Here is a 21745-nt window from a genome sequence, read left to right as displayed (position 1 = left end):
GGGCGCTCGCTTCTCTAGCGTGACCTGTAATGGGGGATCCGCTCAGGCAGCGGCGGTGCCGAGGATGGTGTGCAGGCGGTGGGTGGCTGCTGCCGCGCTGCGGGGCTGCTGTGCTGGTCGTGCTGTGAGGGGTGGTGGCCAGGGCTGCTCGCTGTCGGGGGTAGCGGGTCGGAAGCCGCGTTGGTCGAGGAGCCGGCCGTCGCGTAGTCGCAGGGTCGCGCCGTCGTGGACGCGGCTGTGGCAGCTGCTGGTGCCGTGGCACAGCGGTGCGCAGTTGACGAGGTCGGTGGTGCCGCCGTCGCGCCACCACAGGGCGTGATGCAGCTCGAGGCGGTCAGCAGGGGCTTGGCAGCCGTCGGTCGCGCACTGCCAGTCCCACTGGGTCATGCTCGCGAGCCACTGGGGGTGGGTGAAGACCCGGCTGCCCCGGCCGACGTCGAGCACGGCGCTGTCCTGGTCGAGCACGACCCGGGTGAGGGTCGCGTTGCACAGCAGCATCTCCAGCGCCGACTCCGCGACCGCGCTGCCGTCGAGGTAGGTCGCGGGTGGGACGGGGTCTCCGAGCAGCTCCGGGGGCAGGGTCGCGTCCGCTCCGGTGGTGTCGGTGTGCGGGAGAAGCTGCCCGTCACGGGTGAACAACGGCTCGGCCCTCGGATCAGGCAGCCGGGCTCCGCTGTCCGGGCACGTCACCGGGACCCCGTAGAGGTCACGCTGGCTCTGATGGGCGGCGAGCCGGGCTTCGGGGACCGTGACGACGAGCTGGACGCCACGACCTCGCGTGACGGTCTCGGTCCGCGACATCCACGCGCTGGCGATCCCGACGAGCGCGTCGACATCCCGCTGCGCCGGGTTACGGGTGTCGCCTGCGGTCTGGTCGTTGCGGCGCCACGCGCTCATCGCGGCCTTGAGGATCTGTCCGCTGTGCGGGTCGAGGGTCCCGATGAGGTTCCACATGCCGGCGAACCCTTCGGACAGGGACGCCTAGCGTTCGGTGACCTTGTCGCGGTCCTCCTCCGCGGCCGGCTCGGGGGCGAGAGCCCGCAGGCGCTTGCCGAGCTCCCGCTGGAGCACGAGGGGGTCGGTGAGCTCCGCGAGGTCGCAGAACGCCTGCTCCTGCCCCGCCAACCACTCCGGGGTGTTCAACGGGCTTCCGATGACCCGCTTGTCGAGCACGTCGAGCTGCGTCAGCAGCACCGAGGCATGCGCGGCGGTGATCCGGGCCGACCGGAGCAGCCGCTCCACCACCGGTCGTTGCCGCAGGCCACGGGCGAGCTTCGCCCACCGGCGAGCCTCCGAAGGGCTCATCGGTGCAGAGGTCTCCGTCGCGCTGTGACGGGCGAGCCACGCCCACTGCGCCCGCGACCCGGTCTGCTGCCAGTTCTGCGTGGCATCCACGACCTGCAGCCGCGCAGCGAGGGCCGCGGCGAGCTCGGCCTGCATCGCAAGCAGCTCGTGCACATCCGCCGCAGCCGTGAGCCCGTCAGAGGAAGGCGAGACAGCGGCCTGCAGAGCAACTCGGGCAGCGGACACGCGTGCGTCAGCCGGGACCCCCGCCGTCGCCTGCACCACCGTGACCACCCCCGCACCAGCCGTCCGAACAACTGTGCTAATAGTAACCCGGATCCTCCGGATCGCAAGGGGTGTGCACAACTATTCTGGGTCGTGTCGCCGATGGCGATGAGGCCCAGAAAAGCCATCAGGGCTTCCGGATGTGCCTCCCGGCTACCCCAGACTCCAGTTCCATTTCAGCCGCTCGCATCATCATGCGCGGTGCGGAGGCGCTCCTGCCGCATACGGTCCATGAGCTGCGGCGAGGAGGTGAACCCGAGCCTTTCGTAGACCGGGACAGCTTTGCGGCCCGAGTGGACCGTCACCCGGGCGGCACCAGCAAGCTCGGCATGCTCTGCTGCTGCCCGCACGAGCGCCGAACCGATCCCAGTACCCCGGTACTCCGAGAGCACGAAGACGCTCTGGATCTCGGCCGACCAGCGCTCGACACTGCCGGGCCGTGGTGTACGTGGCAAGAGTGCCGACCACGCCATGCCGACGTCGGCCGCGTCTCCCGATCGCGCGAGGAACCCCTTGTGGGTGGACTGATGGCGGCCCCACCACTCGACGACCTCTTCTGCGAAGGAGTCGGGGGACTGCATCGCTTGCTCATCAGGAGCAGCGTGCAGCCAGAGCAAGTGGGCCAGTGTTGGAAGGTCCTCGGGTCCGGCCACCCGGATGCGCACCTGCGGTCTGTCAGTCATGTGGTTCGTCGACGCCAGGTGTGTGCGTGGGGCGGGCGACGCTCCAGGTCTCCTTCGTCGGCGGCCGTCTGGCTCGGCCAGTCGACGAGACCACGAACAGCATCGAGGTCGTCCACGACGTGGTCGGGAACGAAGGCGTCGGGGTCGTCGCGAAAGGAAGCGTGGTCCGGGTAGGCGGTGTTGGCGACGAGGACGGGTGTCATGCCTGCCGCGGCCGCGCCCTGGAGCTCGCGGCTGCCGCCGTCGCCGACGAACCAGCACTCCTCCGGTGCGACGCGTAGCGCGTCCGCCGCTGCCCGATAGCCGCGTGGGTCCGGCTTGCGGTAGCCGACCCGCCACGACAGGACCGCCGCGTCGACAAGGCCGGCGTAGGGCAGCTCGTCCCAGGCCTCGCAGAGCTCGCTACTGCAGTCGCTGAGCACACCGATTCGCAGCCCGTGTGCTCGCAGCGTCGTGAGGACGTCAAGGGCGCCTGGTCGAGGCTCGTGCAGCACGGTGGCACCGGCCCTGTGAGTGGTGACAGCCTCGTCGAGCACGAGCGCGCTCGGAGTGGTGCCGCACCGCGCTGCCAACTCCCGAAGCGTCGATGGCGTGCCGCCCAGCACGCCCGTGGCGCGTTCGGTGAACGAGCCGGTCACGGCTGCCCAAAACTGGTCTGGCGCGATCCCGAGGACGGCCGCTGTGGCGTCGTACACCGCTCGTCGCCTGTGCTCGTTGCCTGGATCGGTGAGCGTGCCGAAGAAGTCGAAGACGACGGCCCGCTTCATGGCGAGCCTGCTCCGTGCGAGGTGCAGAGCGCGAGCACGTGGTGCAGGCGCTCATCCGCAGGGTGGCGCAGCGGCGGCAGCAGCAACGTCATGACTCCTGACTCGACGGCACCTCCGTCGGGCCGGGACCGGTCGCCGACCATCAACGCCTCCGCGGGGGCGACGCCCAGAGCACCGAGTGCGTGCTCGAAGACTGCCGGGTCTAGTGCCTGCGCCCCGATCTCCAACGACAGCGTGAGGGCGTCGACGCGATGCCCTTCGTCGAACGGGACAGCGCGCACGGTCACCGAACGACGCTATCGCCGCGGGGTCCCGACAGGCGTCAGCCTGTCGGCTGGCGGGCGGCGCGGGCACGGGCGGTGAGGACGGTGATGAGCTCGTCGGCCTCACCGGCGCCGCGGTGCTGGAGCACCGCCTCGCGCAGGCTGCGCCCGGCGCTGTCCACGTGCACCGAGGCGAGCCCGAGCCGGCGCTGCCACGGGCCGCTCGACAGTCGCAGGCTCTGGACCTTGGACAGGGGTACGACGTCGGTCGTCGACGTGAGGATGCCGTAGCGCGAGACGACCAGGCGCCGGTCGGAGCCGATACGCAGCCTTCGGGCCGACAGCGGCGCGCGCCACCGGGCGCTGGGAGGTGCGGGCAGTAACGCCTTGGGCAGCGGGCCGCCCAGCACCCGCTCGACGAGGGCCAGCGCCAGCTCGCGGGGAGCGACGGGCAGCAGCGCGGAGGTCTGCGCCTGCTCTTCGCCACGGCCGCCGGCGTAGCCCGCGACGTCGACCTCGACGCGCACCCACCCCTTGCGCCGCCACAGCAGCGGCTCGCGCACCCGCACGGTCTGGACCCGGCCGGTGGGGATGGTCTGCGTCCGCTTGTCGAGCAGCCCGTGGCGCAGCCGCAGCCCACCGGGCACCTCGGCGACGGAGAAGCCGTACTCCAGCAGCAGCCGGCGCACCGCGAGGCTGCCGGTGCCGAGGAGCGCGGGCAGCAGACCGAGCAGGACGGTGCCGGCGGCCCGCACGTCGACCAGCGCGGTGAGCGCCGCGATCACCGGCAGGGACACGAGCAGCACGGTCGCGGGGCTTCGCAGCACCGAGCCGACCAGCGCCTCGGTCGGCACCTCGACGAGCACGTGCTCGGTCGGCTGCTCGTCCGCCTCGGGCGTGCCCGACACCAGCGCCAGCAGCGAGCCGCGCAGGGCCACGGCCTGGTCGTCGGTGAGGTAGGACAGCCGGGCCTCGGTGTCACCCCCGCCGACGACCTCGAGCCGCAGCTCAGCGAGACCGAGGACCCGACCGACGAGGGGGCGTACGACGTCGATGCTCTGGACGCGGGGGAGCGGCACGCGCCGGTCGCGCTTCTGCAGGACGCCGCTGGTGATGTGCAGCTCGGAGCCCTCGACGCGGTAGCGGGTGGTCCGCCAGGAGAGGTAGCCCGCCAGCAGCGCGAGCGGAGTCCCAACCCCAGCAGCCACCGCGATGAAGCGGCCGTCGGCGCTGCGCAGGCCCTGCTGACCGACGACGGCGATCAGCGCGAGCAGGTAGCGGCCGCCGCGCAGCAGCGGCGTGAGCGGGTGCAGCCGCGACCAGTCAGACACCGGCGGCGCGGGCCTCGCCCAGGGCGGCGAGCCGGTCGCGCAGCCGCTCCGCCTCGGCGGTCTGCAACCCGGGGATGGCGGCGTCGGTGGCGGCCGCGGCGGTGTGCAGGACGACGGTGGAGATCCCGTAGCGCCGGTCGAGCGGCCCGGCGACGACGTCGACGTACTGCATCCGGCCGTAGGGCACGACGGTCGTCCGGCGCACGAGCACGCCTCGGCGTAGGAGCAGGTCGTCCTCGCGCTCGGCGTAGCCCCACGCCGCCACGCGGCGGTCGGAGGCGCCGACCGCGAGAGCGACCGCGAGGCCGACGACGAGCAGCGCCGCGACGCCCTCCGGCGGGCCGGCGGCGGCGGTCAGGACCAGGCAGGTCAGCAGTCCTGGCAGGCCCAGCAGCAGGACGCACTCCAGGCGACGCAGCCGGCGCAGTGCGGGGTCGGGACGGCGCCAGTCCCCGGCGATCAGCTCCACCGGCGCGACGCTACCCGGGGTGGTGACCGATGATGGTGGGGTGAACAGCAACAAGGTCCTGCTCGTCGTCGGCGGAACGCTCATGACGGGCAGCATCGTGATGGCGGGGGTCTTCGCCTACTTCGTGGAGGGCCGCGACCGGGTGTTGGTCGTGACGATGAAGCAGGGCGTCACGCAGACCGACCGCGACCAGCTGCGCGCCGACTGCGGCGGGCTGCCCGGGGTCGAGGCCGTCGCCGACCGCGGCAACCCCGACCCGGACATCCAGCGCCGCTTCCCGGTGCGTTTCGTCATCACCGGCGCCACCCCGCGGCAGGAGGCCGCGCTGGAGGCCTGCGTCGAGGCGCGCAAGGAGACCGTCCGCGGTTTCCTCGTCGACGGGGACCGCTGACCGGCTGCTACATCGGGCCGCTGCTCGAGACCTCGTGCAGCGTGATGTCCACGCCGGTGAGGTGCGCGCCCGCTGCCGCTCCGAAGGCGGCCATGGCCGGTGCGGCCATGTGGGCGTCGAGCGCCGCGCGGTCGCGCCAGGTCTCGAGCATCAGGTAGGTGTCGGGCGCCTCGGTCGACGCGAGCAGCTCGTAGGACAGGCAGCCGTCCTCCTGGCGGGTCGCCTCGACCATCTCCTTCGCAGCGGGCAGCAGCGTGTCGGCGGCGCCGGGCGTGGTGGTGATGCGGGCGGTGACGAGCAGCACGGGCACTCCTGATGTCGTGGGTGGGGGCTGCAGCCTGGCGGGCGCGCGGGTGTCATGCAAGCGACACGACGGGGGACAGAACAGGCGATAGCGTGCGCCTCGCGCGGCAGGGGGTCGCGCAGACAAGGGGGGTTCGGGTGTCCGAGCTGCACGTCATGTTCCTCAAGGACCGACGGTCGATCAGCGGTGAGGACTGGCTCGACCTCGTGGATCGCGGCGTCCTGCGGGCGGCCGTGAACCCCATCAACGGGCCCTTCCGCGTCGGCTTCGGGACCTACTCGTCGGTGGCTGCACCGGACGACACGGCCGGGACTCCCGAGGAGACCGTCGAGGCTGCCTACGCGCTCATCTGCCCTGACCCGGACACCGTGCCGTGCGAACTCGTGCGGATGGTGCCGATCCGCGGTGTTCCCAGCTACGTGCCGCCGGACGTGGAGGTGGCCTTCGTGCTCCTGACGCTGCTGCGCGGACGGCTCAGCGCCTGGGCAGAGGAGCTCGGTGCCGCCGAGGAGCTCGGCGGGACGCAGACGCTGGCCGCGCTCACGTTCGGCACCGCGGGGGTCGACGCGGTCGTGGAGGTCGTCGCCGGCGACTCCGAGTCGCTGCACCGCCAGCTGGTCGCCGTCACCGACCACCCGTCGGTCGCCACAGCGCGGGTGCTCTACGCCAGCCCGCGACGCACCCGGGGCTTCGGCGCCGGCCGAGCGGTCCACGCGGACTGAGTCATGACTCGGGCGAGCGCCGCGCGCGTGTGCGCGGCGTGTGGTGCTCCGCAGGCACCGCAGGGTCCGTGTGCCGAGTGCGGGACCGCGTCCTTCGAACCTCAGCGACGTGTCGTTGCCGTGGTGTTCGCCGACCTCGCGGGCTACACCCACCTGGCGGCGTCCCTGGACCCCGAGGACGTGCACCTGCTGATTCGCCCGCTCATGAACGGGCTGCGGCGCGCCTGCACGGATCTGGGGGGCTCGGTGCCCGCGATCGAGGGGGACGGTCTCATGGCCGTCTTCGGAGCACTGCGTGACAGCGAGGACATCGCCTTCCGGGCGCTGTCCGCCGCGGTCGCGATGCAGTCGATCGTCGCTGACCGGCGCGCGGCCTACGGTCCCGAGCTCCCGTCGTTGCGCATCGGGGTCAACCTCGGGGAGGTCCTCGTTGCCCCTTCGTGGGAGACGGATGGGTTCTCGGTGTCCGGCGACGCCGTCAACGTCGGCAGTCGGCTGTGCGCCGTTGCGGGTCCCGACGAAGTGCTCGTCGCGTCGGCCCTGCTGACGGCGGTGTCCGCCAGCCTGCGCTGGTCCGACGAGCACCGGATCGAGGTGCGGGGTCGTGATCTGCCCGTCCTCGCCCGTCGGCTGCTGTGGCGCGAAGGCGCTGTCCCCGATGCGCGGCGCACGCCGTCGACCACGAGGCTCCTCGGTCGCGACGACGTGCTGCGGGCCATGGACCGCGTGGCGGGGCGCGTGCTTCTCGTGGGCGAGCCGGGGGTCGGCAAGACCAGGGTGGCCCGAGAGTGGGCGGCGCGTCGCCAGGACGTCGCGGGGCTCCGTGTCCTGACTGCAGCCTGCCCGTCGTTCCGGGCTGAGGCGCAGGTCGCTGCCGTTGCCGAGCTCGCCTGCGCGGTTCCGGCCGAGTGGCTCGCAGGACTGCCGGAGGCGGCACAGCGCCGGCTGCGTCGCCTGCGCGGTGAGCCGGTCGACAGCGCAGAGCCCGATCGGGTCGAGGACCAGGTAGCCGCGCTCGTCAACGTCCTCGCCCAGCACCGCGACGAGCTCGTCGTCGTCATCGACGACGTGCACTGGGCGACGCCGGTCGAGCTTCGCCTGCTGTCCTCGCTGCTGGCGCTCGACGGCCTGTCGGTCGTCGCGACCAGCCGCCGCGACGGGACGCCCGCCCTTGCGTGCCCAGACCTCGACGTCGAGCCGCTCACCGCCGAGGACAGCCGGCTCGTGGTCGACCAGCTGCTGCCCGGAGCTCCCCCGGAGCTCATCGACTTCCTCACAGCGCGGGCCGGGGGTGTCCCGCTCTACCTCGAGCAGTGCGCGCGCCTCCTCCTCGAGGAGCGCACCGTCGAGATGGACGGCGGGCGTGCCGTCATCGCGCACCCCGAAGGCCTGCGACGGGTGCCCACCGTGATGAGGCTCTTCGTCACGGGACGCCTTGACCTCCTCGACGGGATCGAGCGGGACGTCCTCGCCGCTGCGTCGATCAGCGGCGAGGCCGTCGTCCCCGATCTGTTGCGTCACCTGTGCAGGAGCGACATCGCCGACGTGGCGGACGGGCTCGTCGCCCGCGGTCTCCTGCAGTGGGAGGCGTCGGCCGCTGGTCCGCGGCTCCGCTTCCGCCACGCGCTCGTCCGCGACGTCGCCTACGAGAGCCTGACCCGTGCGCGCCGCGTGGACCAGCACCGAGCGGCAGCTGACTGGTACTCCGTGCGGCTCCCCTCGGGGGCGCTTGCTGCCCGGGCGGCCCACCTGGAGGCCGCTCTGGATCTCAGCCAAGGACTCTCCGCACCAGACTGCTCACTGGCCCGCGATACCCAGATGGCGCTGCTCGCGCATGCGCACGGGCTCGTGCAGGAGAACCCCGCGGCGAGCCTCGCGGTTCTCGCGCGCGTGACAGCCCTCTTCGAGCAGTACGCCGCCTGCGACCTGGAGCAGCTGGACACACAGCTGCTTCTCGCGGAGGTGCACGAGCTGGTGGGGCAGCACTTGGCGGCGCGTAAGGCAGCTGTGCTGGCGCACCGCCTCGCCGTTGCCGCGCAGGACCGGAACGGCGAGGCACACGCTCTTCTGCTGCACGGCATGACCTTCGTGCTCAGTGACCCGGAGCGGGCCCGCGAGCTCCTCGATGAGGCCATGGCCGCCTACATCGAGGTCGACGATGCAGTGGGGCAAGCCAAGGTGCACATCGCGGGCGCTTACGCCCTGCAGGGAGACTCGCTGGCGCAGATCGCTGTCGCGTTCTCCGCTGCCTACGACGCGGCGCGGCGAGCGGGAGACATGGCGATGGCGGCCACGGCTGCGCAGACGGTGGCCTTCCACGCGTTCCTGCGCGGCCGGGGGTACCTGGAGGAGTGGCTCGGACACGCGAACGCACTGGCACGGCCGGACGACATCGGCGGCCGCAGTCGTCTGCTGGCGGGGCGCGCGCTCGTGGACCTGGCCGGGATGTCACCGACGCACGCGCTTGCTCATGCTCAGGAGGCCGTGCAGCTCGGGGAATCTGTCGGTGTCCGCCAGGTCGTGAGCAACGCGGTATGGGTGGCAACCGAGGCTGCGGTCGCCGTAGGGGATCTGGAGCTCGCTGACGCGCTGCTCGAGCAGGGTGCGGACCACGCTGCCGCGCGACCGACCTCGCACCAGCGCTTCGACGTGCTGGTGGCGACAGCGCTCCTGCGCGGCAGGCAGGGACGCCCAGGGGAGGCCGACGGCGCGCTGCAGGAGGCGTCGGAGCTCGCCGCAGAGCTCGGCAGGGCCTACGACCGCGAGCGAGCGTGGTGTGCGGCAGTGCGGGCCTGCGAGACGGGTCGGTGGGAGGCGGCCGTCCCGCTGCTCGACCAGGTCCTCGAGGCCGACCGCGCCGGGGACCAGCCCTTCCTGTCGCTGCGTCCTCGGGTGCTGCGGCTGCAGTGCCAGGTGATGGCAGGGCAGCGCGTGTCGTTCAGTGAGTCCGACGCGCTCCAACGGGACAGCCGCGAGTGGGGAGCGCCTCCGGTCGACGCGATCCTGCAGCGCTGGCTGGAGGTCGACGACCTGCTGAAGGGTGAGCGCCCCGCGATCGCTCTCCAGCTGCCACCGCTGCCGGACCTCGCCGAGGCCCGAGCGGTCGACCACCTGCTGCACGGCCTGCTTGACGGCGACGATGCGCGGCTGGTCGCTGCGGCGGCGGAGTGGAAGTCGCTCGGGGTCACCGCCTGGACCGCCGTACCCCTGGTGTGGCACGCCCACCTCTTCGGTGAGCAGACCCACCTGGCCGAGGCCCGCGAGGTCCTGGTGGCCTGCGGGGCGCCCGACGACGCCGAGACGCTGCTGCGCGAGCGGCTCCGGTCCTACATGCCCCGACGTACCCTCGGGGAATGACCGCACAAGGCCTCGTCGACGGCTTCGGCCGGGTGGCCACCGACCTGCGGGTGTCGCTGACCGACCGCTGCAACCTGCGCTGCGACTACTGCATGCCTGCGGAGGGCCTGCCCTGGCTCCCGCAGCCGGAGCTGCTGACCGACGACGAGCTCGTGCGGGTCGTCGGGCTGCTCGCGCGGGAGGGCATCCGCACGGTGCGGCTCACCGGCGGCGAGCCGTTGCTGCGCCCCGGGGTCGTCGACCTCGTGCGCCGGCTCGTCGAGCTGGGCCTGCGGCTGTCGCTCACCACCAACGGCCTGGCCCTGCGCCGGCTCGCGCAGCCGCTCGCCGACGCGGGCCTCGCCCGGGTCAACGTCAGCCTCGACACGCTGCGCCCTGACCGCTTCCACCAGCTCACCCGTCGCGACCGGCACGCCGACGTCGTCGCCGGCCTGGAGGCCGCGGCGGCCGCGGGGCTCACCCCCGTCAAGGTCAACGCCGTCCTCATGCGGGGTCGCAACGACGACGAGGCGGGCGAGCTGCTCGACTGGTGCCTCGAGCGCGGCTACGAGCTGCGCTTCATCGAGCAGATGCCCCTGGACCCGCAGCACGGCTGGGACCGCGCGCTGATGGTGACCGCCGACGAGGTCCTCGCCCAGCTCTCTCGCCGCTACTCCCTGACGCCCGCCGAGGACCGCGGTAGCGCTCCCGCCGAGACCTGGCTCGTCGACGGTGGCCCGGCCCAGGTCGGCATCGTCGGCTCGGTCACCCGGCCCTTCTGCGGCACCTGCGACCGGCTCCGGCTCACCGCCGACGGGCAGCTGCGCAACTGCCTCTTCGCCCGCGAGGAGTCCGACCTCCGCGCCCCGCTGCGCTCCGGCGCTACCGACGCCGAGCTCGCCGAACGGGCGCGACTCGCGGTCGCGGGCAAGCGCGCCGGCCACGGCATCGACGACCCCGGCTTCCTGCAGCCGCAGCGCCCCATGTCGGCGATCGGCGGCTGACCCCGGTGCGGGACACTGGACCCGACACGGAGTACGACGCAGAGGAGTCCGGGTGCTCGACGACTGGGTGGCTGCCGCCGCGGCCGAGCTCGGCCTGACCGACCCGGTCGACGTCACCGCGCTGCTCGACCTCGCCCGCGACGCGGCCCACGGCGTGACCCGGCCGGCCGCACCGCTGACCACCTACCTGCTCGGGATCGCGGTCGGCCGTGGCGCCGACCCGATCGAGGCCTCCGCGCGGTTGGCCGCCCTCGCGGCGTCGTGGACCGACCGCGCGTAGTGGGCACCCACTGGCACGAGGCCCGGGCGATCGCGCACGCCTGCGCGACAGCGCTGCCCGCGGGTCGCGTCGCCCTCGACGCCGCGGCCGGGCTGGTGCTGGCCGAGGACCTGCGGGCCCTGGTCGCGCTGCCGCCCTTCGACGCCTCCGCCATGGACGGCTGGGCGGTGTGCGGTGACGGCCCGTGGCGGGTCGTCGGTGAGGTGCTCGCCGGTGACGTCGCGTCTGTGCAGCTCCGTGACGGCGACGCCGTCGTCACAGCGACCGGCGCCGCGGTGCCCGTCGGCACGACCTCGGTCCTGCCGCTCGAGCAGGGGCACCTGGCTGCCGCGTCGTCGGATCCGCACACCGGTGACCTCCTGTCCGGCGCGACGGAGCGGGGACGTCACGTCCGGTCGGCGGGGGAGGAGGCCGCAGTGGGGGAGGTCCTGCTCGCCCGCGGCACCGTCCTGTCGCCGGCTGCCCTCGGGCTGGCTGCGGGAGCCGGACACGACAGCGTGCTCGTCCACCCGCGCGCGACCGTCCGCGCCGTCGTCACCGGCTCCGAGCTCGTCGACCACGGGCTGCCGTCCGCGGCCCGGATCCGTGACGCGGTCGGCCCGTTGCTGCGGGCGGCGGTCCCCGGTCTGGCCGCGGTCTCGGTCAGGGTCGACGTGGTGCCGGACGACCGCGACCGGCTGCGCGCCGCCCTCACCGAGGCCGCCCCCGACACCAGCGCCGACACCAGCGCCCCCACCCGAGCCGACGTCGTGCTGGTGTCCGGGTCGTCGTCGGCCGGACCGGCCGACCACCTCGCGACGGTCCTACGCGAGCTGGACGCAGACGTCTTGGTCGACGGCGTCGACGTGCGCCCCGGTCACCCGCAGCTGCTCGCGCGCCTGCCCGACGGCACCTGGGTCCTCGGTCTGCCCGGCAACCCGCTCGCCGCCCTCGTCGCCCTCGTCACGCTCGCGGAGCCGCTGCTGGCCGCGCTGGCCGGCAGACCGCTGCCGGAGCTCGCCCGAGCGACCTGGCGGGGCGAGCCGTCGACGGCAGCGACCACCCGGCTGGTGCCGATCACCCTGACCGGCGGTGCGGCCCACCCCACGGGGCACGCGGGCTCGGCGATGCTGCGCGGCGCCGCTGTCGCGGACCACCTCGCGGTGGTCCCGCCCGGGTGCGCCGCGGGTCAGGGGGTCGAGGTCGTCGCGCTGCCCTGAGCGAGCAGACGGACCACCGCCCTTCCGGCTGCCGCGGCCACCCGGGGCACCTCGTCGTCGCGCAGCCCGGCGATCGGGTCGTGCAGGTTGTCGAGGCCATGGCGTGCGACGACCTTGCAGGCCAGCTCGCGCACCCGCCACTGCGGGTCGGCCAGCGCGTCCGCCAGCTCGGGCAGGGCCGCGTCGTCCCAGCACCACAGCAGGCCGCGGACGCCCCACACCCGCAGCCAGTGGTTCTGCCGCTCGAGCCCCCAGGTCGCGGCATCACCGGCGAGGACCCGCACCAGTGCGGGATCCATCCCGTCCTCGCGCAGCAGTGCGCGGCAGCCGTCGACGACCGCCGCCGCACCGACCCGGGCGGCGTGGGCCTCGATGCGCTGCCGTGGGGTCATACCGGCAACCGTAAGGTCGCAGGCGTGCTCGGAACCCTCGCCACCACGCCCGCCGTCGAGCGCGCCGACCTGCTCGCGCCTCCCGTCGTACCCCTGTTGCCCCCTGGTGCGCTGGTGGCCGAGATCGACGCTGAGCTCGCCGACACCGCGGCCTTCTGCGCGGCCTACGTAGTCAAGCTGGAGGAGTCGGCCAACTGCGTCGTCGTCGCCGGGCGGCGCGGCGAGGTGACGACGCTCGCGGCGTGCGTCGCGCTCGCGACCACGCGGGTCGACGTCAACGGCGTTGTGCGGCGGCTGCTCGACGCGCGCAAGGCGAGCTTCGCGCCGATGGACGTGGCGGTGGCCGAGACCGGGATGGAGTACGGCGGGATCACCCCCGTCGGCCTGCCTGCCGGCTGGCCGTTGCTGATCGACAGCCGGGTCGTCGGGGTCCCGTGGGTCGTGGTCGGGTCCGGGCTGCGCCGCTCCAAGCTGGTCCTGCCGGGCGCCTCGCTCGCCGCGTTGCCCGGGGCGCAGGTCGTGGAAGGCCTTGCCGGCTAGGCCGTGACGCCGGCGGTCACGCCGCCCACCGCCTCGTCCACGCAGGACTGTCGACTGCCTGCTGCTCGGACGTGGGACTTCCACCTCACGGTCGAGTGCGTCACCGCGGGTGGGGGAGCACGCACACCGGTCCGATCTCGCTGTCCAGCTGGAAGTCCGAAGTCCGCCAAGCGCGATGCGGGGAAGCACGGCAGCTGCGGCTGGTGGCCCGGACCCGGGGCACGCGGTCCGGGCGGGACTGCTCGCCTGAGGGGTCCGTAGGGTCGGTGTGGTGCGCACCTTCCGGGACGGCTTGCGTGACGGCGCGCCCTTCGCCGCGGTCGCCTTCGTGCTGTCGATGTCGTTCGGCGTGGTCGCGACCGAGGCCGGCTTCTCCCCGCTGGCCGCCGTGGTCATGTCCGCGGTCGTCTTCGCCGGCTCCGCGCAGTTCACCTCGCTCGGCATCCTCGTGGCCGGCGGCGGGGTCGGCGCGGCGGTGAGCGCCGCCGCACTCATGAACAGCCGCTTCGTCCCCATGGGCTTCGCCCTCGGACCGTCGCTGCGCGGCGGGCGCCTGCGCCGGGCGGTCGAGGGCCAGGGCACCGTCGACTCCTCCTGGGTGATGGCGTCCAACGGTGACGGCACCTTCGCCCGGGAGTACCTCTTCGGCCACACCGGCGCGCAGTACGTCATGTGGGTCCTCGGCACTGCGGCGGGCGCTGTCGTGCCCGACCTCGACGCCCGCGCGCTCGGCCTCGACGCGCTCTTCCCCGCCTTCTTCCTCACTTTGCTGTGGACCGAGCTGCGCGACCCGCTGCGCCGCGGGGTGGCGCTCGCCGGGGCGCTCGTCGCCCTCGCGCTGGTGCCGTTCGTGCCCGCCGGCGTGACCGTCCTCGTCGCGAGCGCTGCTGCGCTGGTCGGCCTGCGGCGGCCGGTGTGAGCGCCACGACGGTGTGGACCACGATCGCGCTGGTCGCGCTCGTTACCTTCGTCTGCAAGGGGATCGGGCCCTTCGCCATCGGGGAGCGCGAGCTGCCCGCGCCGCTCGTGCGAGTCGTCGCGCTGCTCGGCTCGGCGCTGCTCGCGGCCCTTGTCGTCACGAGCGCGCTAGCCGAGGGCCCGGAGCTCGCCGTCGGAGCGAAGACCGTCGGGATCGGGGTCGCCTCGGTGCTGCTGTGGCGGCGCGCCCACCTCGTCGTGGTCGTCGTCGGCGCCGCGGCCGTCACCGCTGCGCTCCGCGCCGCCGGCCTCTCCTGACCGCCACCTCCTTGCACAAGGAGGCTGGGACGGGGACTGGGACGGGGGCTGGGACGGCGAGGGGGGTGGCCGCCAAAGAGAACGTGTTCTACCTTCGGGGCGTGGACCTCGACTACGGCGTCATCGATGCGGACAACCACTACTACGAGGCGCTCGACGCCTTCACGCGTCACCTCGACCCGCGCCACGGCGAGCGGGTCTTCCAGTGGGCGGAGGTGGGTGGCCGCCGCTACCCGATCGTGGGTGGCCGGCTCAACAAGGCGGTCGTCAACCCGACCTTCGACCCGGTGAGCCCGCCAGGGGCGATGGCCGACTACTTCCGCGGCAACCCCGACGGCAAGCTGCCGATGGAGTTCCTGCGCGAGCGCGAGCCGGTGCGCCCGGCCTACCGCGACCGCGACGCCCGGATCGCGACGATGGACGACCAGGGCGTCGAGCAGATCTGGCTCTACCCGACCCTCGGCATGCTCTACGAGGAGGAGCTCTCCGAGGATCCGGAGGCGGTCACTCTGATGTTCAGCGCCTTCAACCGCTGGGTCGAGGAGGACTGGGGCTACGGCTACCACGGCCGCATCTGGGCCGCCCCCTACCTGTCGCTGTGCGACGTCGACTGGGTCTGCGCGGAGCTCGAGCGGGCTGTCGGGCTCGGCGCCCGCTCGGTCGTCGTGCGGGCCGCCGCCCCGACGACCCGCGACGGTCGGCTGCCGATGAGCGACGAGGCCTTCGACCCCTTCTGGGCGCGGCTGCAGGAGGCCGGGATCACCCTTGTCGTGCACGCCGGCGACAGCGGCCCGACCGCGACCGCCGGCTACAGCGGCGGCCGCTTCTCCTCGTCGTTCAAGGCGATGGCGCGCCCCCGGATCTCGATGCTCACCATGGAGCGCTCGATCCACGACCTCGTCGCGAGCTTCGCCTTCGACCAGCTCTTCACCCGCTTCCCCGGCCTGCGCGTCGCCTCGGTCGAGAACGGCTCCCAGTTCCTGCCGGGGCTGTTCGCCGGGCTGCGGTCCGCTGCGAAGAAGATGCCCGGCTACTGGGCCGAGGATCCCGTCGAGACGCTGCGCCGCCACCTGTGGGTCAACCCGTTCTGGGAGGACGACGTCCACGAGGTCGTCGAGCTCATGGGCGCCGACCGGGTGCTGTTCGGCTCGGACTGGCCGCACATCGAGGGCATGCCCTCGCCGCTGGACTACCTCGTCGAGCTCAAGGACCTCGACGACGGCGTACGCCGCAAGATCCTGCGCGACAACGCCCTGTCGCTCATGGGCCCGGCTGCCTGACGACGGTCAGAAGCGGTCGCGCCGCACGACGGGCTTGCGGTTGCGGATGAGCGTGGTGCGCAGGGCCGCGACGACCTCGTCGACGCTGTCCTCCGGGACCTCGACGAGGGAGAACCGCTCGCTGATCTCGATCGCGCCGACATCACGGCCCGACAGCGACGTCTCGCCGGCGACGGCACCGACGAGGTCCTGCGGACGGATCCCCGAGGAGCGGCCGAGGCCGACGAAGACCCTGCCCCAGGTGCCGCCGCCACGTGGCTCGCGGGCCGGGTCGGGGCCGCCGGAGGTTGGCCGGCTGCGGTCGTGCGGTGAGGACCGGGGACCCGCCACCGGTCGGCTGCCCGAGTGCGAGTCGGCCCGGGAGTCGGCCCGGGAGTCGGGGCGGGAGTCGGGGCGGGAGTCTCGGGTGCCGGTCGCCGGGGCGGTCGCGGTCGGGATGTCCTGCTCGTCGGGGGCCGGCCCGGTCGCCTCGTGGGCGAGCTTGACGGCCGCGGCCGCCACGTCGGCGAGGTCGAAGTCGGCGGTCAGCGAGTCGACGACCCCCCGGAAGCCCTCGAGGTCGTCGTCGGTGAGGCACGCGTGCAGGGCAGCGCGGGTCAGCTCGAGGCGCCGGCTGCGCAGGTCCTCGACGCTGGGCAGCCGCTCCTGCGCGATGGTCGCGCCGGTGACCCGCTCGATCGTCTTGAGCATCCGGTGCTCGCGCGGCTCGGCGAGGGTGATGGCGGTGCCGACCCGGCCGGCGCGCCCGACCCGGCCGATGCGGTGGACGTAGGGCTCCACGGCCGACGGGACGTTGTAGTTGATGACGTGGGTGAGGTGGTCGATGTCGAGGCCGCGGGCCGCGACGTCGGTCGCGACGAGCAGCTCGGCGGTGCGAGCGCGCAGCCGGTTGACGACCCTGTCGCGCTGCTCCTGGCTGAGCCCGCCGTGCAGCGCCTCCGCGCGGTAGCCCCTGCCGTTGAGGGTCTCGGTGAGGCTGTCGACCTCCTCGCGGGTGCGGCAGAAGACGATCGCGCGCGCGGGCTGCTCGACGTCGAGCAGCCTCCCGAGGGCCGCCGGCTTGTGGGCGCGCTGCACGACGTATGCGACCTGGCGGACGCGCGGCGCCTCACCGGCGGTCGTGGTCTCCCGCTCGATCTGCACCCGCACCGGCTCGTGCAGGTGGCGCTTCGCGATGGCCGTGATCCGGCTCGGCAGGGTCGCGGAGAAGAGCACGGTCTGGCGCTGTGCCGGCGTCGCGGCGAAGATTGCCTCGAGGTCGTCGGCGAAGCCCATGTCGAGCATCTCGTCGGCCTCGTCGAGCACCACGACGGCGAGCTCGGACAGCTGCAGGGTGCCCCGGTTGATGTGGTCGATGGCCCGACCCGGCGTTGCCACGACGACGTCGACGCCGCGCTCGAGCTCGCGCAGCTGCCGCCCGATCGGCTGGCCGCCGTAGACCGGCAGCACGCGCACACCGAGCTGCTTGCCGTAGGTGTGCACCGCTTCTGACACCTGCATCGCGAGCTCGCGCGTCGGGGTGAGCACGAGGGCCGACGGCAGCCGGCCGCGCGACTCGCCGAGGCGCTGCAGCAGCGGCAGCGCGAAGGCGGCGGTCTTGCCGGTGCCGGTCGCGGCCTGGCCGAGGACGTCGCGGCCCTCGAGCTGCGGCGGGATCGCCGCGGCCTGCACCGGTGTCGGCTCCTCGTAGCCGAGGGCGGCCAGCGCCCGGACCAGCTCGGGTCGCAGGCCGAGGTCGGCGAAGTCGGTCACGGGGCGAGCCGCTCGTCGAGGCCGGCACGGACCGCCGGCCACTCGGCCGCGAGGATCGAGAAGTACGCCGTGTCGCGCACCGTCCCGTCGGGCCGGCGGCGCTGGTGCCGCAGCGTCCCGTCGTACTCCGCCCCGAGCCGGCGGATCGCGGCCTGCGAGCGGGCGTTGAGGGCATCGGTCTTGAGCAGCACCCGCCCGGCGCCGACGTCGTCGAAGGCATGCCCGAGCAGCAGCCGCTTGCACTGCGGGTTGGTGCGGCTCGCCCACTGCTCCACGGCGTACCACGTCCAGCCGATCTCGAGCCCGCCGAGCGCGACGTCGATGTCGAGGTAGCTCGTGGAGCCCACCGCCCGGCTGTCGACGACGACCGCGAAGGCGAGCCGGTCGGGGTCGGCCTCGGCGGCGTCGACGAGGGTCACGACGTCCTCGACGGTGCGTGGCCGCAGGGCGGGGAGCCACCTCCACACCCGGTCGTCCTGGGCGGCGGCGAAGAGGTCCTCGACGTGCTCGGGCCCGAGCGGCTCGAGGCGGACGCGGTCGCCGGTGAGGACGACGGGCTCAGGAGTACGCACGGATGACCTGACGACCGAAGCGCTCCATCTCGGTGTGCTGCGGGGAGAACTGCAGGAGCATCAGGTCGACGCCCGCAGCCTCGTAGTCGCGGATCCGCGCGATGACCTGCTCGGGCGTGCCGACCAGCCCAGCGCGCAGGCCCCTGTTGGACACGGAGTACTCCTCCAGCGACACCTGCGACTCCAGCTGGGAGCCGGCGACGAAGTCCTGGTAAGACGCGTAGGCCTCCGGGCTCGACTGCACGTCCAGCACGCGGGCGAGCTCGGCCTGCGCCTCCGCCTCGGTGCCGCGCACGATGACGTAGCCGGACACGCCGTAGCGGAACGGTGGTCGGCCCGCGGCGGTGCGGCGCGCCTCCATGTCCTGCACCTTCGCGGCGATGACCTCGGGGGCATCGCCGTGCATGACGTAGGCGGTGCCCTGCTGTGCGATGACGTCCTTCGCCGTCGGGGACTCCCCGCCCATGTAGACCGTCGGCGGCTCGGCCGGCTTGGGCTCGAGCACGCACCCGTCGAGGTCGTAGAGCTCACCGTGGTGGGTTACCGTCTCCTCCTTCATCAGGCGGGTGAAGACCTCGAGCCACTCGGCGGTGCGCGCGTAGCGGGCGTCGTGCACGTCGAAGGGCGCGCCGTACTGCGTGGCCTCGTCCTTCCACCACGAGCTCACGACGTTGAGGCTGATGCGGCCCGGGGCGATCGTGTCGAGGGTGCTGACGGCCTTCGCGGTGAGGCTCGGCGAGTGGTAGTTGGGGCGGACCGCGAGCATCAGCTCGAGGCTCTGCGTGACGGCCGCCACAGCCGGGGCGAGGGCCCACGCGTCCAGCGACGGGGCGCGGTGGCCCTTGATGTCGTTGAGGTTGAGCTCGGCGATGAGAGACAGGTCGAAGCCGTGCTGCTCGCTCGCGACGGCGAGGTCGCGGAGGTACGGCCAGTCGATCGACATCCCCTCGTCGGGGACGTTGCGGAGCCAGCCGCCGAAGATGGGCATCCAGTAGCCGAAGCGCATGGTTGCCAGGCTAGTGACAGGTGGCGTGGGTAGCGTGGCCGCCATGGACGAGGGACGCGCGCACCGCGTGGTCGACGCGCTGCGCTCGCACGGCGTGCACGCGACCGTGAAGAAGGCCGGGGTCTACCAGTTCGGGGTCGTCGTCGCCCTGCCCGACGGCCGCGAGGCGGTCTGGGACACCGACGGCACTGCCGGGCTCGAGGCGCAGGTGATGGCCAACGGCATGCTCGTCGGCTTCGTCCCGAAGATCGCGGGGTCCGAGGACTACGACGAGGCGCAGACCATCGAGGCGATCTGGCACACCGACTACGACCAGCCGATCGCGCGACGGCGTACGACGCCACCTCCGGCCGCCCCGCCGCTGCCCGTGCAGGGCGGGGTCTTCCGGCGCTTCTTCGGCGGCTTCCGACACTGACCCGGCACTGACCTGGCTTGGTCAGCAGGCGCAGGTGTAGCCGCTGCCGCCGGACAGCTCCGACCACAGGGCGTCGTACGCCGGCTCCGGGTCGTCGGGGTCGTGGATGCCGTCGACGAGGCCGGTCGCTCGACCCGCCATCAGAGCGGTCCACTCGTCCTTGGTGACGGCCTCGTGCGGCACGGTCGCGGCCCGCGCGTGGACCAGCCGGACGTAGTCGCGCAGGAACACCCAGCGGGTCCCGTCGACCTGCGGCCCGGCGTCGAAGGTCCGGCCGACGGCGTCGGACCAGGCGAGCAGCGGCAGGTCGACCCCGGCCGCGACCGGCAGCCCGATCCACTTCCAGGCGCGGGTGTTGACGTCGAGCAGCAGCAGCCGCCCGGTCGCCGCGTCGCGGACGAACTCGATCTCGCTGATGCCGCTGTAGCCGAGCTGCTGCAGAACCCGCACGCCGGCGTCGGCGATGGCCGGGTCCCATTGCGCGTCGGCGAGGCAGGAGGTGCCGAAGTCGGGCGGCCACTGCTCGAGCTTGCGCCCGGTGAAGACCCCGCGAGGTGTCCCGTCGGGGGAGAGGTAGGACGCCACCGACCAGAAGCCGCCCGGGTCGGTGCCGATCCACTCCTGCGCGACGAGGGACAGGCCGTGCGCGGCGGCTGTGGCGTACCGCTCGAGGAACTCGGCCCGGTCGTGGACGACGAACACCTTCGCCTGGAAGGCGTCGTAGAAGCCGCGGGAGTCGTCGGGCTTGAGCACGCAGGGGTAGGGGACCTGGTCGGCGACGTGCTCCGCAGGCCGGTCGTCGAGGTACCACGACCGCGGCGCGTCGACCCCGAGCGCCTCGCAGGCGCGGTAGAGGTCGGTCTTCGACAGCGCCCGCTGCACGACGTCGTAGGGCGCAAAGGGGAAGAGGTAGTGCTCCTCCAGCACGTCGCGGTGCGCGGCCAGCGCGAGCACCCAGTCGTCGTTGCAGGGAAAGAGGACGGGACGGGTCGGGAAGGACGGTCCGAGCGCGACCAGGTGCTGCGCCAGGGCCTCTGCGTCCTCGGGGCCTGGCACGAGCCCGAGCGCGGAGAGGTGGCGGGAGTGCTGGCCGAGGCCGCCGCGCTCCTTGTCGAGGCCGAGCACGGGCACGCCCGCGCGCCCGAGCGAGCGCGCGACCGCGAGGCCGGTGACGTGCATGTTCATCACGACGGCACCGGGCACGTCGGCCGGCAAGCCCTCCGCGACGACCTGCTGACCGGCCAGTGCTAGCACGGGTCGACCCGGGTCAGGAAGCCGCGGACGTCGAGGTGCTGGGCCAGGCTGTCGCGGTGGTCGGGGCAGGCGTGCCAGACCTTCTCGCGGTCCGGCGTGTGGATCGACGGGTTGTTCCAGACCACCGCGAAGGCCGCGTCGGCCCGGCAGCCCTTCGCCGAGCACACCACCCGCTCGTCCTGATCGGCGTCCACCGGCTCGAGGCTAATAGTCTGGAGCCGTGGGGGCCGCTGACGTGCTCGGGACCGCGCGGCGCCACGCCGACGCGGCGAAGCTCGCTGCCAACACCGCCTACCACCTGCGCGGCATGACGCACGGCCAGTGGGCCAAGGTCTACGGCCACCCGCGCCTCGAGTGCAGCGACATGACGGTGGGCGACCACTTCCGGGTCGTGTCCGGCCACCGACGCACCCTGCTGTGCGGCTGGGGCAAGGTCACCTTCGGCGACCGCTGCTTCGTCAACGCCGGCACGATCCTGTTCTCGGTCCTCGAGGTGACGATCGGTAACGACGTCGCGCTCGCCAACGAGGTCTACATCCTCGACAGCAACAGCCACGGCACCGAGGGCCGCAACCCCTACGACGCCCCGGTGCGCATCGGTGACGGCACCTGGGTCGGCGCCCGAGCGGTCATCCTCCCCGGCGTGACGATCGGCAAGCGGGTCGTCGTGGGCGCGGGCGCGGTCGTCTCCCGCGACGTGCCCGACGACTGCATCGTCGCGGGCAACCCGGGCGTCGTGACCCGCAAGCTCGACTACCCGGCGCACTGCCAGCGGGCCTGGTGCGACTACTTCTGCGCCTGCCCCGAGCGCCCGCGCCTGTAGACCCACCCTGGCCTCCTGCGACAGCCCCCACCAGGATGTGGCGATCATGCAGGCGGGCCCGAGCGTGGGTGATCGCCACATCTGCCAGGGCACACGCGTCGGCGTCCACCCCGCCTCGGGGATGTGGCGATCATGCAGGCCGGCCGCAGCGTGCGTG

The 21745-nt window shown here is 73.1% G+C and carries 26 protein-coding genes; 12 read left to right on the top strand and 14 right to left on the bottom strand.

Annotated elements, in window-relative coordinates; all coding sequences use genetic code 11:
* Positions 1–42: 42 nt before the first annotated feature.
* From Q8R60_15560 to Q8R60_15530, 7 genes are all read right to left on the bottom strand, one after another.
* Complete coding sequence (locus Q8R60_15560; protein MDP3713893.1) at positions 43–975, bottom strand: HNH endonuclease signature motif containing protein; 933 nt, start codon at positions 973–975, stop codon at positions 43–45.
* 6 nt (positions 976–981) lie between these two features.
* On the bottom strand, positions 982–1458 hold the full coding sequence (locus Q8R60_15555; protein ID MDP3713892.1) for a hypothetical protein: 477 nt from the start codon (positions 1456–1458) through the stop codon (positions 982–984).
* A gap of 287 nt (positions 1459–1745) precedes the next feature.
* Positions 1746–2252 carry a GNAT family N-acetyltransferase gene (locus Q8R60_15550; GenBank protein MDP3713891.1) on the bottom strand — a complete coding sequence of 169 codons (507 nt, stop codon included), beginning with the start codon at positions 2250–2252 and terminating at the stop codon, positions 1746–1748.
* Positions 2249–3019 (bottom strand): HAD-IA family hydrolase, encoded by a 771-nt coding sequence (locus tag Q8R60_15545; GenBank protein MDP3713890.1) that lies wholly within the window; start codon positions 3017–3019, stop codon positions 2249–2251. Before Q8R60_15545 ends, Q8R60_15550 begins: the two co-directional genes overlap by 4 nt.
* Complete coding sequence (locus Q8R60_15540) at positions 3016–3306, bottom strand: hypothetical protein (GenBank protein MDP3713889.1); 291 nt, start codon at positions 3304–3306, stop codon at positions 3016–3018. The genes Q8R60_15545 and Q8R60_15540 overlap by 4 nt, the downstream gene beginning before the upstream one ends.
* Before the next feature lie 35 nt (positions 3307–3341).
* Positions 3342–4613: a PH domain-containing protein gene (locus Q8R60_15535; GenBank protein ID MDP3713888.1), complete on the bottom strand. Its 1272-nt coding sequence runs from the start codon at positions 4611–4613 to the stop codon at positions 3342–3344.
* The gene (locus tag Q8R60_15530) at positions 4606–5082 is read right to left on the bottom strand and encodes a PH domain-containing protein (GenBank protein MDP3713887.1); all 477 of its coding nucleotides are present in this window, start codon (positions 5080–5082) and stop codon (positions 4606–4608) included. The genes Q8R60_15535 and Q8R60_15530 overlap by 8 nt, the downstream gene beginning before the upstream one ends.
* 40 nt (positions 5083–5122) lie before the next feature.
* On the opposite strand from Q8R60_15530, the gene Q8R60_15525 reads away from it, so the two are divergent.
* A complete protein-coding gene (locus tag Q8R60_15525; protein MDP3713886.1) occupies positions 5123–5473 on the top strand; it encodes a hypothetical protein in 351 nt (116 codons plus the stop codon).
* A 7-nt stretch (positions 5474–5480) separates the two neighbouring features.
* Here the strand turns inward: Q8R60_15525 and Q8R60_15520 are convergent, their stop codons facing one another.
* Positions 5481–5777, bottom strand: coding sequence for a putative quinol monooxygenase (locus Q8R60_15520; protein ID MDP3713885.1), 297 nt, complete (start codon positions 5775–5777; stop codon positions 5481–5483).
* 137 nt (positions 5778–5914) lie between these two features.
* Between Q8R60_15520 and Q8R60_15515 the strand changes: the two genes are divergently transcribed.
* Genes Q8R60_15515 through Q8R60_15495 form a run of 5 tightly spaced genes read left to right on the top strand, consistent with a single transcriptional unit; the run spans position 5915 to position 12318 of the window.
* Positions 5915–6499: a hypothetical protein gene (locus tag Q8R60_15515; GenBank protein MDP3713884.1), complete on the top strand. Its 585-nt coding sequence runs from the start codon at positions 5915–5917 to the stop codon at positions 6497–6499.
* A 3-nt stretch (positions 6500–6502) separates the two neighbouring features.
* Positions 6503–9856, top strand: a complete 3354-nt coding sequence (locus Q8R60_15510) for an adenylate/guanylate cyclase domain-containing protein (protein MDP3713883.1) — start codon at positions 6503–6505, stop codon at positions 9854–9856.
* The gene (gene moaA, locus Q8R60_15505) at positions 9853–10839 is read left to right on the top strand and encodes a GTP 3',8-cyclase MoaA (GenBank protein MDP3713882.1); all 987 of its coding nucleotides are present in this window, start codon (positions 9853–9855) and stop codon (positions 10837–10839) included. Before Q8R60_15510 ends, moaA begins: the two co-directional genes overlap by 4 nt.
* Positions 10840–10891: 52 nt before the next feature.
* Entirely contained in the window at positions 10892–11119 is a 228-nt protein-coding gene (locus Q8R60_15500; protein MDP3713881.1) for a DUF6457 domain-containing protein, read from the top strand.
* The gene (locus Q8R60_15495; GenBank protein ID MDP3713880.1) at positions 11119–12318 is read left to right on the top strand and encodes a molybdopterin molybdotransferase MoeA; all 1200 of its coding nucleotides are present in this window, start codon (positions 11119–11121) and stop codon (positions 12316–12318) included. The genes Q8R60_15500 and Q8R60_15495 overlap by 1 nt, the downstream gene beginning before the upstream one ends.
* On the opposite strand, the gene Q8R60_15490 is transcribed toward Q8R60_15495, so the two are convergent.
* The gene (locus tag Q8R60_15490) at positions 12288–12710 is read right to left on the bottom strand and encodes a hypothetical protein (protein ID MDP3713879.1); all 423 of its coding nucleotides are present in this window, start codon (positions 12708–12710) and stop codon (positions 12288–12290) included. The genes Q8R60_15495 and Q8R60_15490 overlap by 31 nt on opposite strands.
* Positions 12711–12734: 24 nt before the next feature.
* On the opposite strand from Q8R60_15490, the gene Q8R60_15485 reads away from it, so the two are divergent.
* The 4 genes from Q8R60_15485 (at position 12735) to Q8R60_15470 (ending at position 15766) form a co-directional block, all read left to right on the top strand.
* Positions 12735–13250, top strand: a complete 516-nt coding sequence (locus tag Q8R60_15485) for a YbaK/EbsC family protein (GenBank protein ID MDP3713878.1) — start codon at positions 12735–12737, stop codon at positions 13248–13250.
* A 271-nt stretch (positions 13251–13521) separates the two neighbouring features.
* On the top strand, positions 13522–14169 hold the full coding sequence (locus Q8R60_15480) for an AzlC family ABC transporter permease (protein ID MDP3713877.1): 648 nt from the start codon (positions 13522–13524) through the stop codon (positions 14167–14169).
* Entirely contained in the window at positions 14166–14486 is a 321-nt protein-coding gene (locus Q8R60_15475; GenBank protein MDP3713876.1) for an AzlD domain-containing protein, read from the top strand. Before Q8R60_15480 ends, Q8R60_15475 begins: the two co-directional genes overlap by 4 nt.
* Positions 14487–14587: 101 nt before the next feature.
* A complete protein-coding gene (locus tag Q8R60_15470) occupies positions 14588–15766 on the top strand; it encodes an amidohydrolase family protein (protein ID MDP3713875.1) in 1179 nt (392 codons plus the stop codon).
* A 6-nt stretch (positions 15767–15772) separates the two neighbouring features.
* Here the strand turns inward: Q8R60_15470 and Q8R60_15465 are convergent, their stop codons facing one another.
* The 3 genes from Q8R60_15465 to Q8R60_15455 are packed head-to-tail and all read right to left on the bottom strand — an operon-like array spanning position 15773 to position 19096.
* Positions 15773–17518, bottom strand: a complete 1746-nt coding sequence (locus Q8R60_15465) for a DEAD/DEAH box helicase (GenBank protein ID MDP3713874.1) — start codon at positions 17516–17518, stop codon at positions 15773–15775.
* Positions 17515–18090: a GNAT family protein gene (locus Q8R60_15460; GenBank protein MDP3713873.1), complete on the bottom strand. Its 576-nt coding sequence runs from the start codon at positions 18088–18090 to the stop codon at positions 17515–17517. The genes Q8R60_15465 and Q8R60_15460 overlap by 4 nt, the downstream gene beginning before the upstream one ends.
* Positions 18077–19096, bottom strand: a complete 1020-nt coding sequence (locus tag Q8R60_15455; protein ID MDP3713872.1) for an LLM class flavin-dependent oxidoreductase — start codon at positions 19094–19096, stop codon at positions 18077–18079. Before Q8R60_15455 ends, Q8R60_15460 begins: the two co-directional genes overlap by 14 nt.
* A 43-nt stretch (positions 19097–19139) precedes the next feature.
* On the opposite strand from Q8R60_15455, the gene Q8R60_15450 reads away from it, so the two are divergent.
* Entirely contained in the window at positions 19140–19511 is a 372-nt protein-coding gene (locus tag Q8R60_15450) for a hypothetical protein (GenBank protein ID MDP3713871.1), read from the top strand.
* A 21-nt stretch (positions 19512–19532) separates the two neighbouring features.
* Here Q8R60_15450 and Q8R60_15445 read toward each other — a convergent pair whose 3' ends face one another.
* Together Q8R60_15445 and Q8R60_15440 are read right to left on the bottom strand one after the other, a co-directional pair.
* Positions 19533–20765 carry a hypothetical protein gene (locus Q8R60_15445; protein MDP3713870.1) on the bottom strand — a complete coding sequence of 411 codons (1233 nt, stop codon included), beginning with the start codon at positions 20763–20765 and terminating at the stop codon, positions 19533–19535.
* A complete protein-coding gene (locus Q8R60_15440) occupies positions 20759–20959 on the bottom strand; it encodes a hypothetical protein (protein ID MDP3713869.1) in 201 nt (66 codons plus the stop codon). The genes Q8R60_15445 and Q8R60_15440 overlap by 7 nt, the downstream gene beginning before the upstream one ends.
* A gap of 26 nt (positions 20960–20985) precedes the next feature.
* Here Q8R60_15440 and Q8R60_15435 point away from each other — a divergent pair, with 26 nt between their 5' ends.
* On the top strand, positions 20986–21588 hold the full coding sequence (locus Q8R60_15435; GenBank protein ID MDP3713868.1) for an acyltransferase: 603 nt from the start codon (positions 20986–20988) through the stop codon (positions 21586–21588).
* The last annotated feature ends 157 nt before the right edge of the window (positions 21589–21745 follow it).

It is taken from the genome of Mycobacteriales bacterium (assembly GCA_030697205.1).
Taxonomy (GTDB): Bacteria; Actinomycetota; Actinomycetes; order Mycobacteriales; family SCTD01; genus JAUYQP01.
Note: the sequence above shows the minus strand (reverse complement) of the source record. Positions and strands in the feature narration are given on the sequence as shown.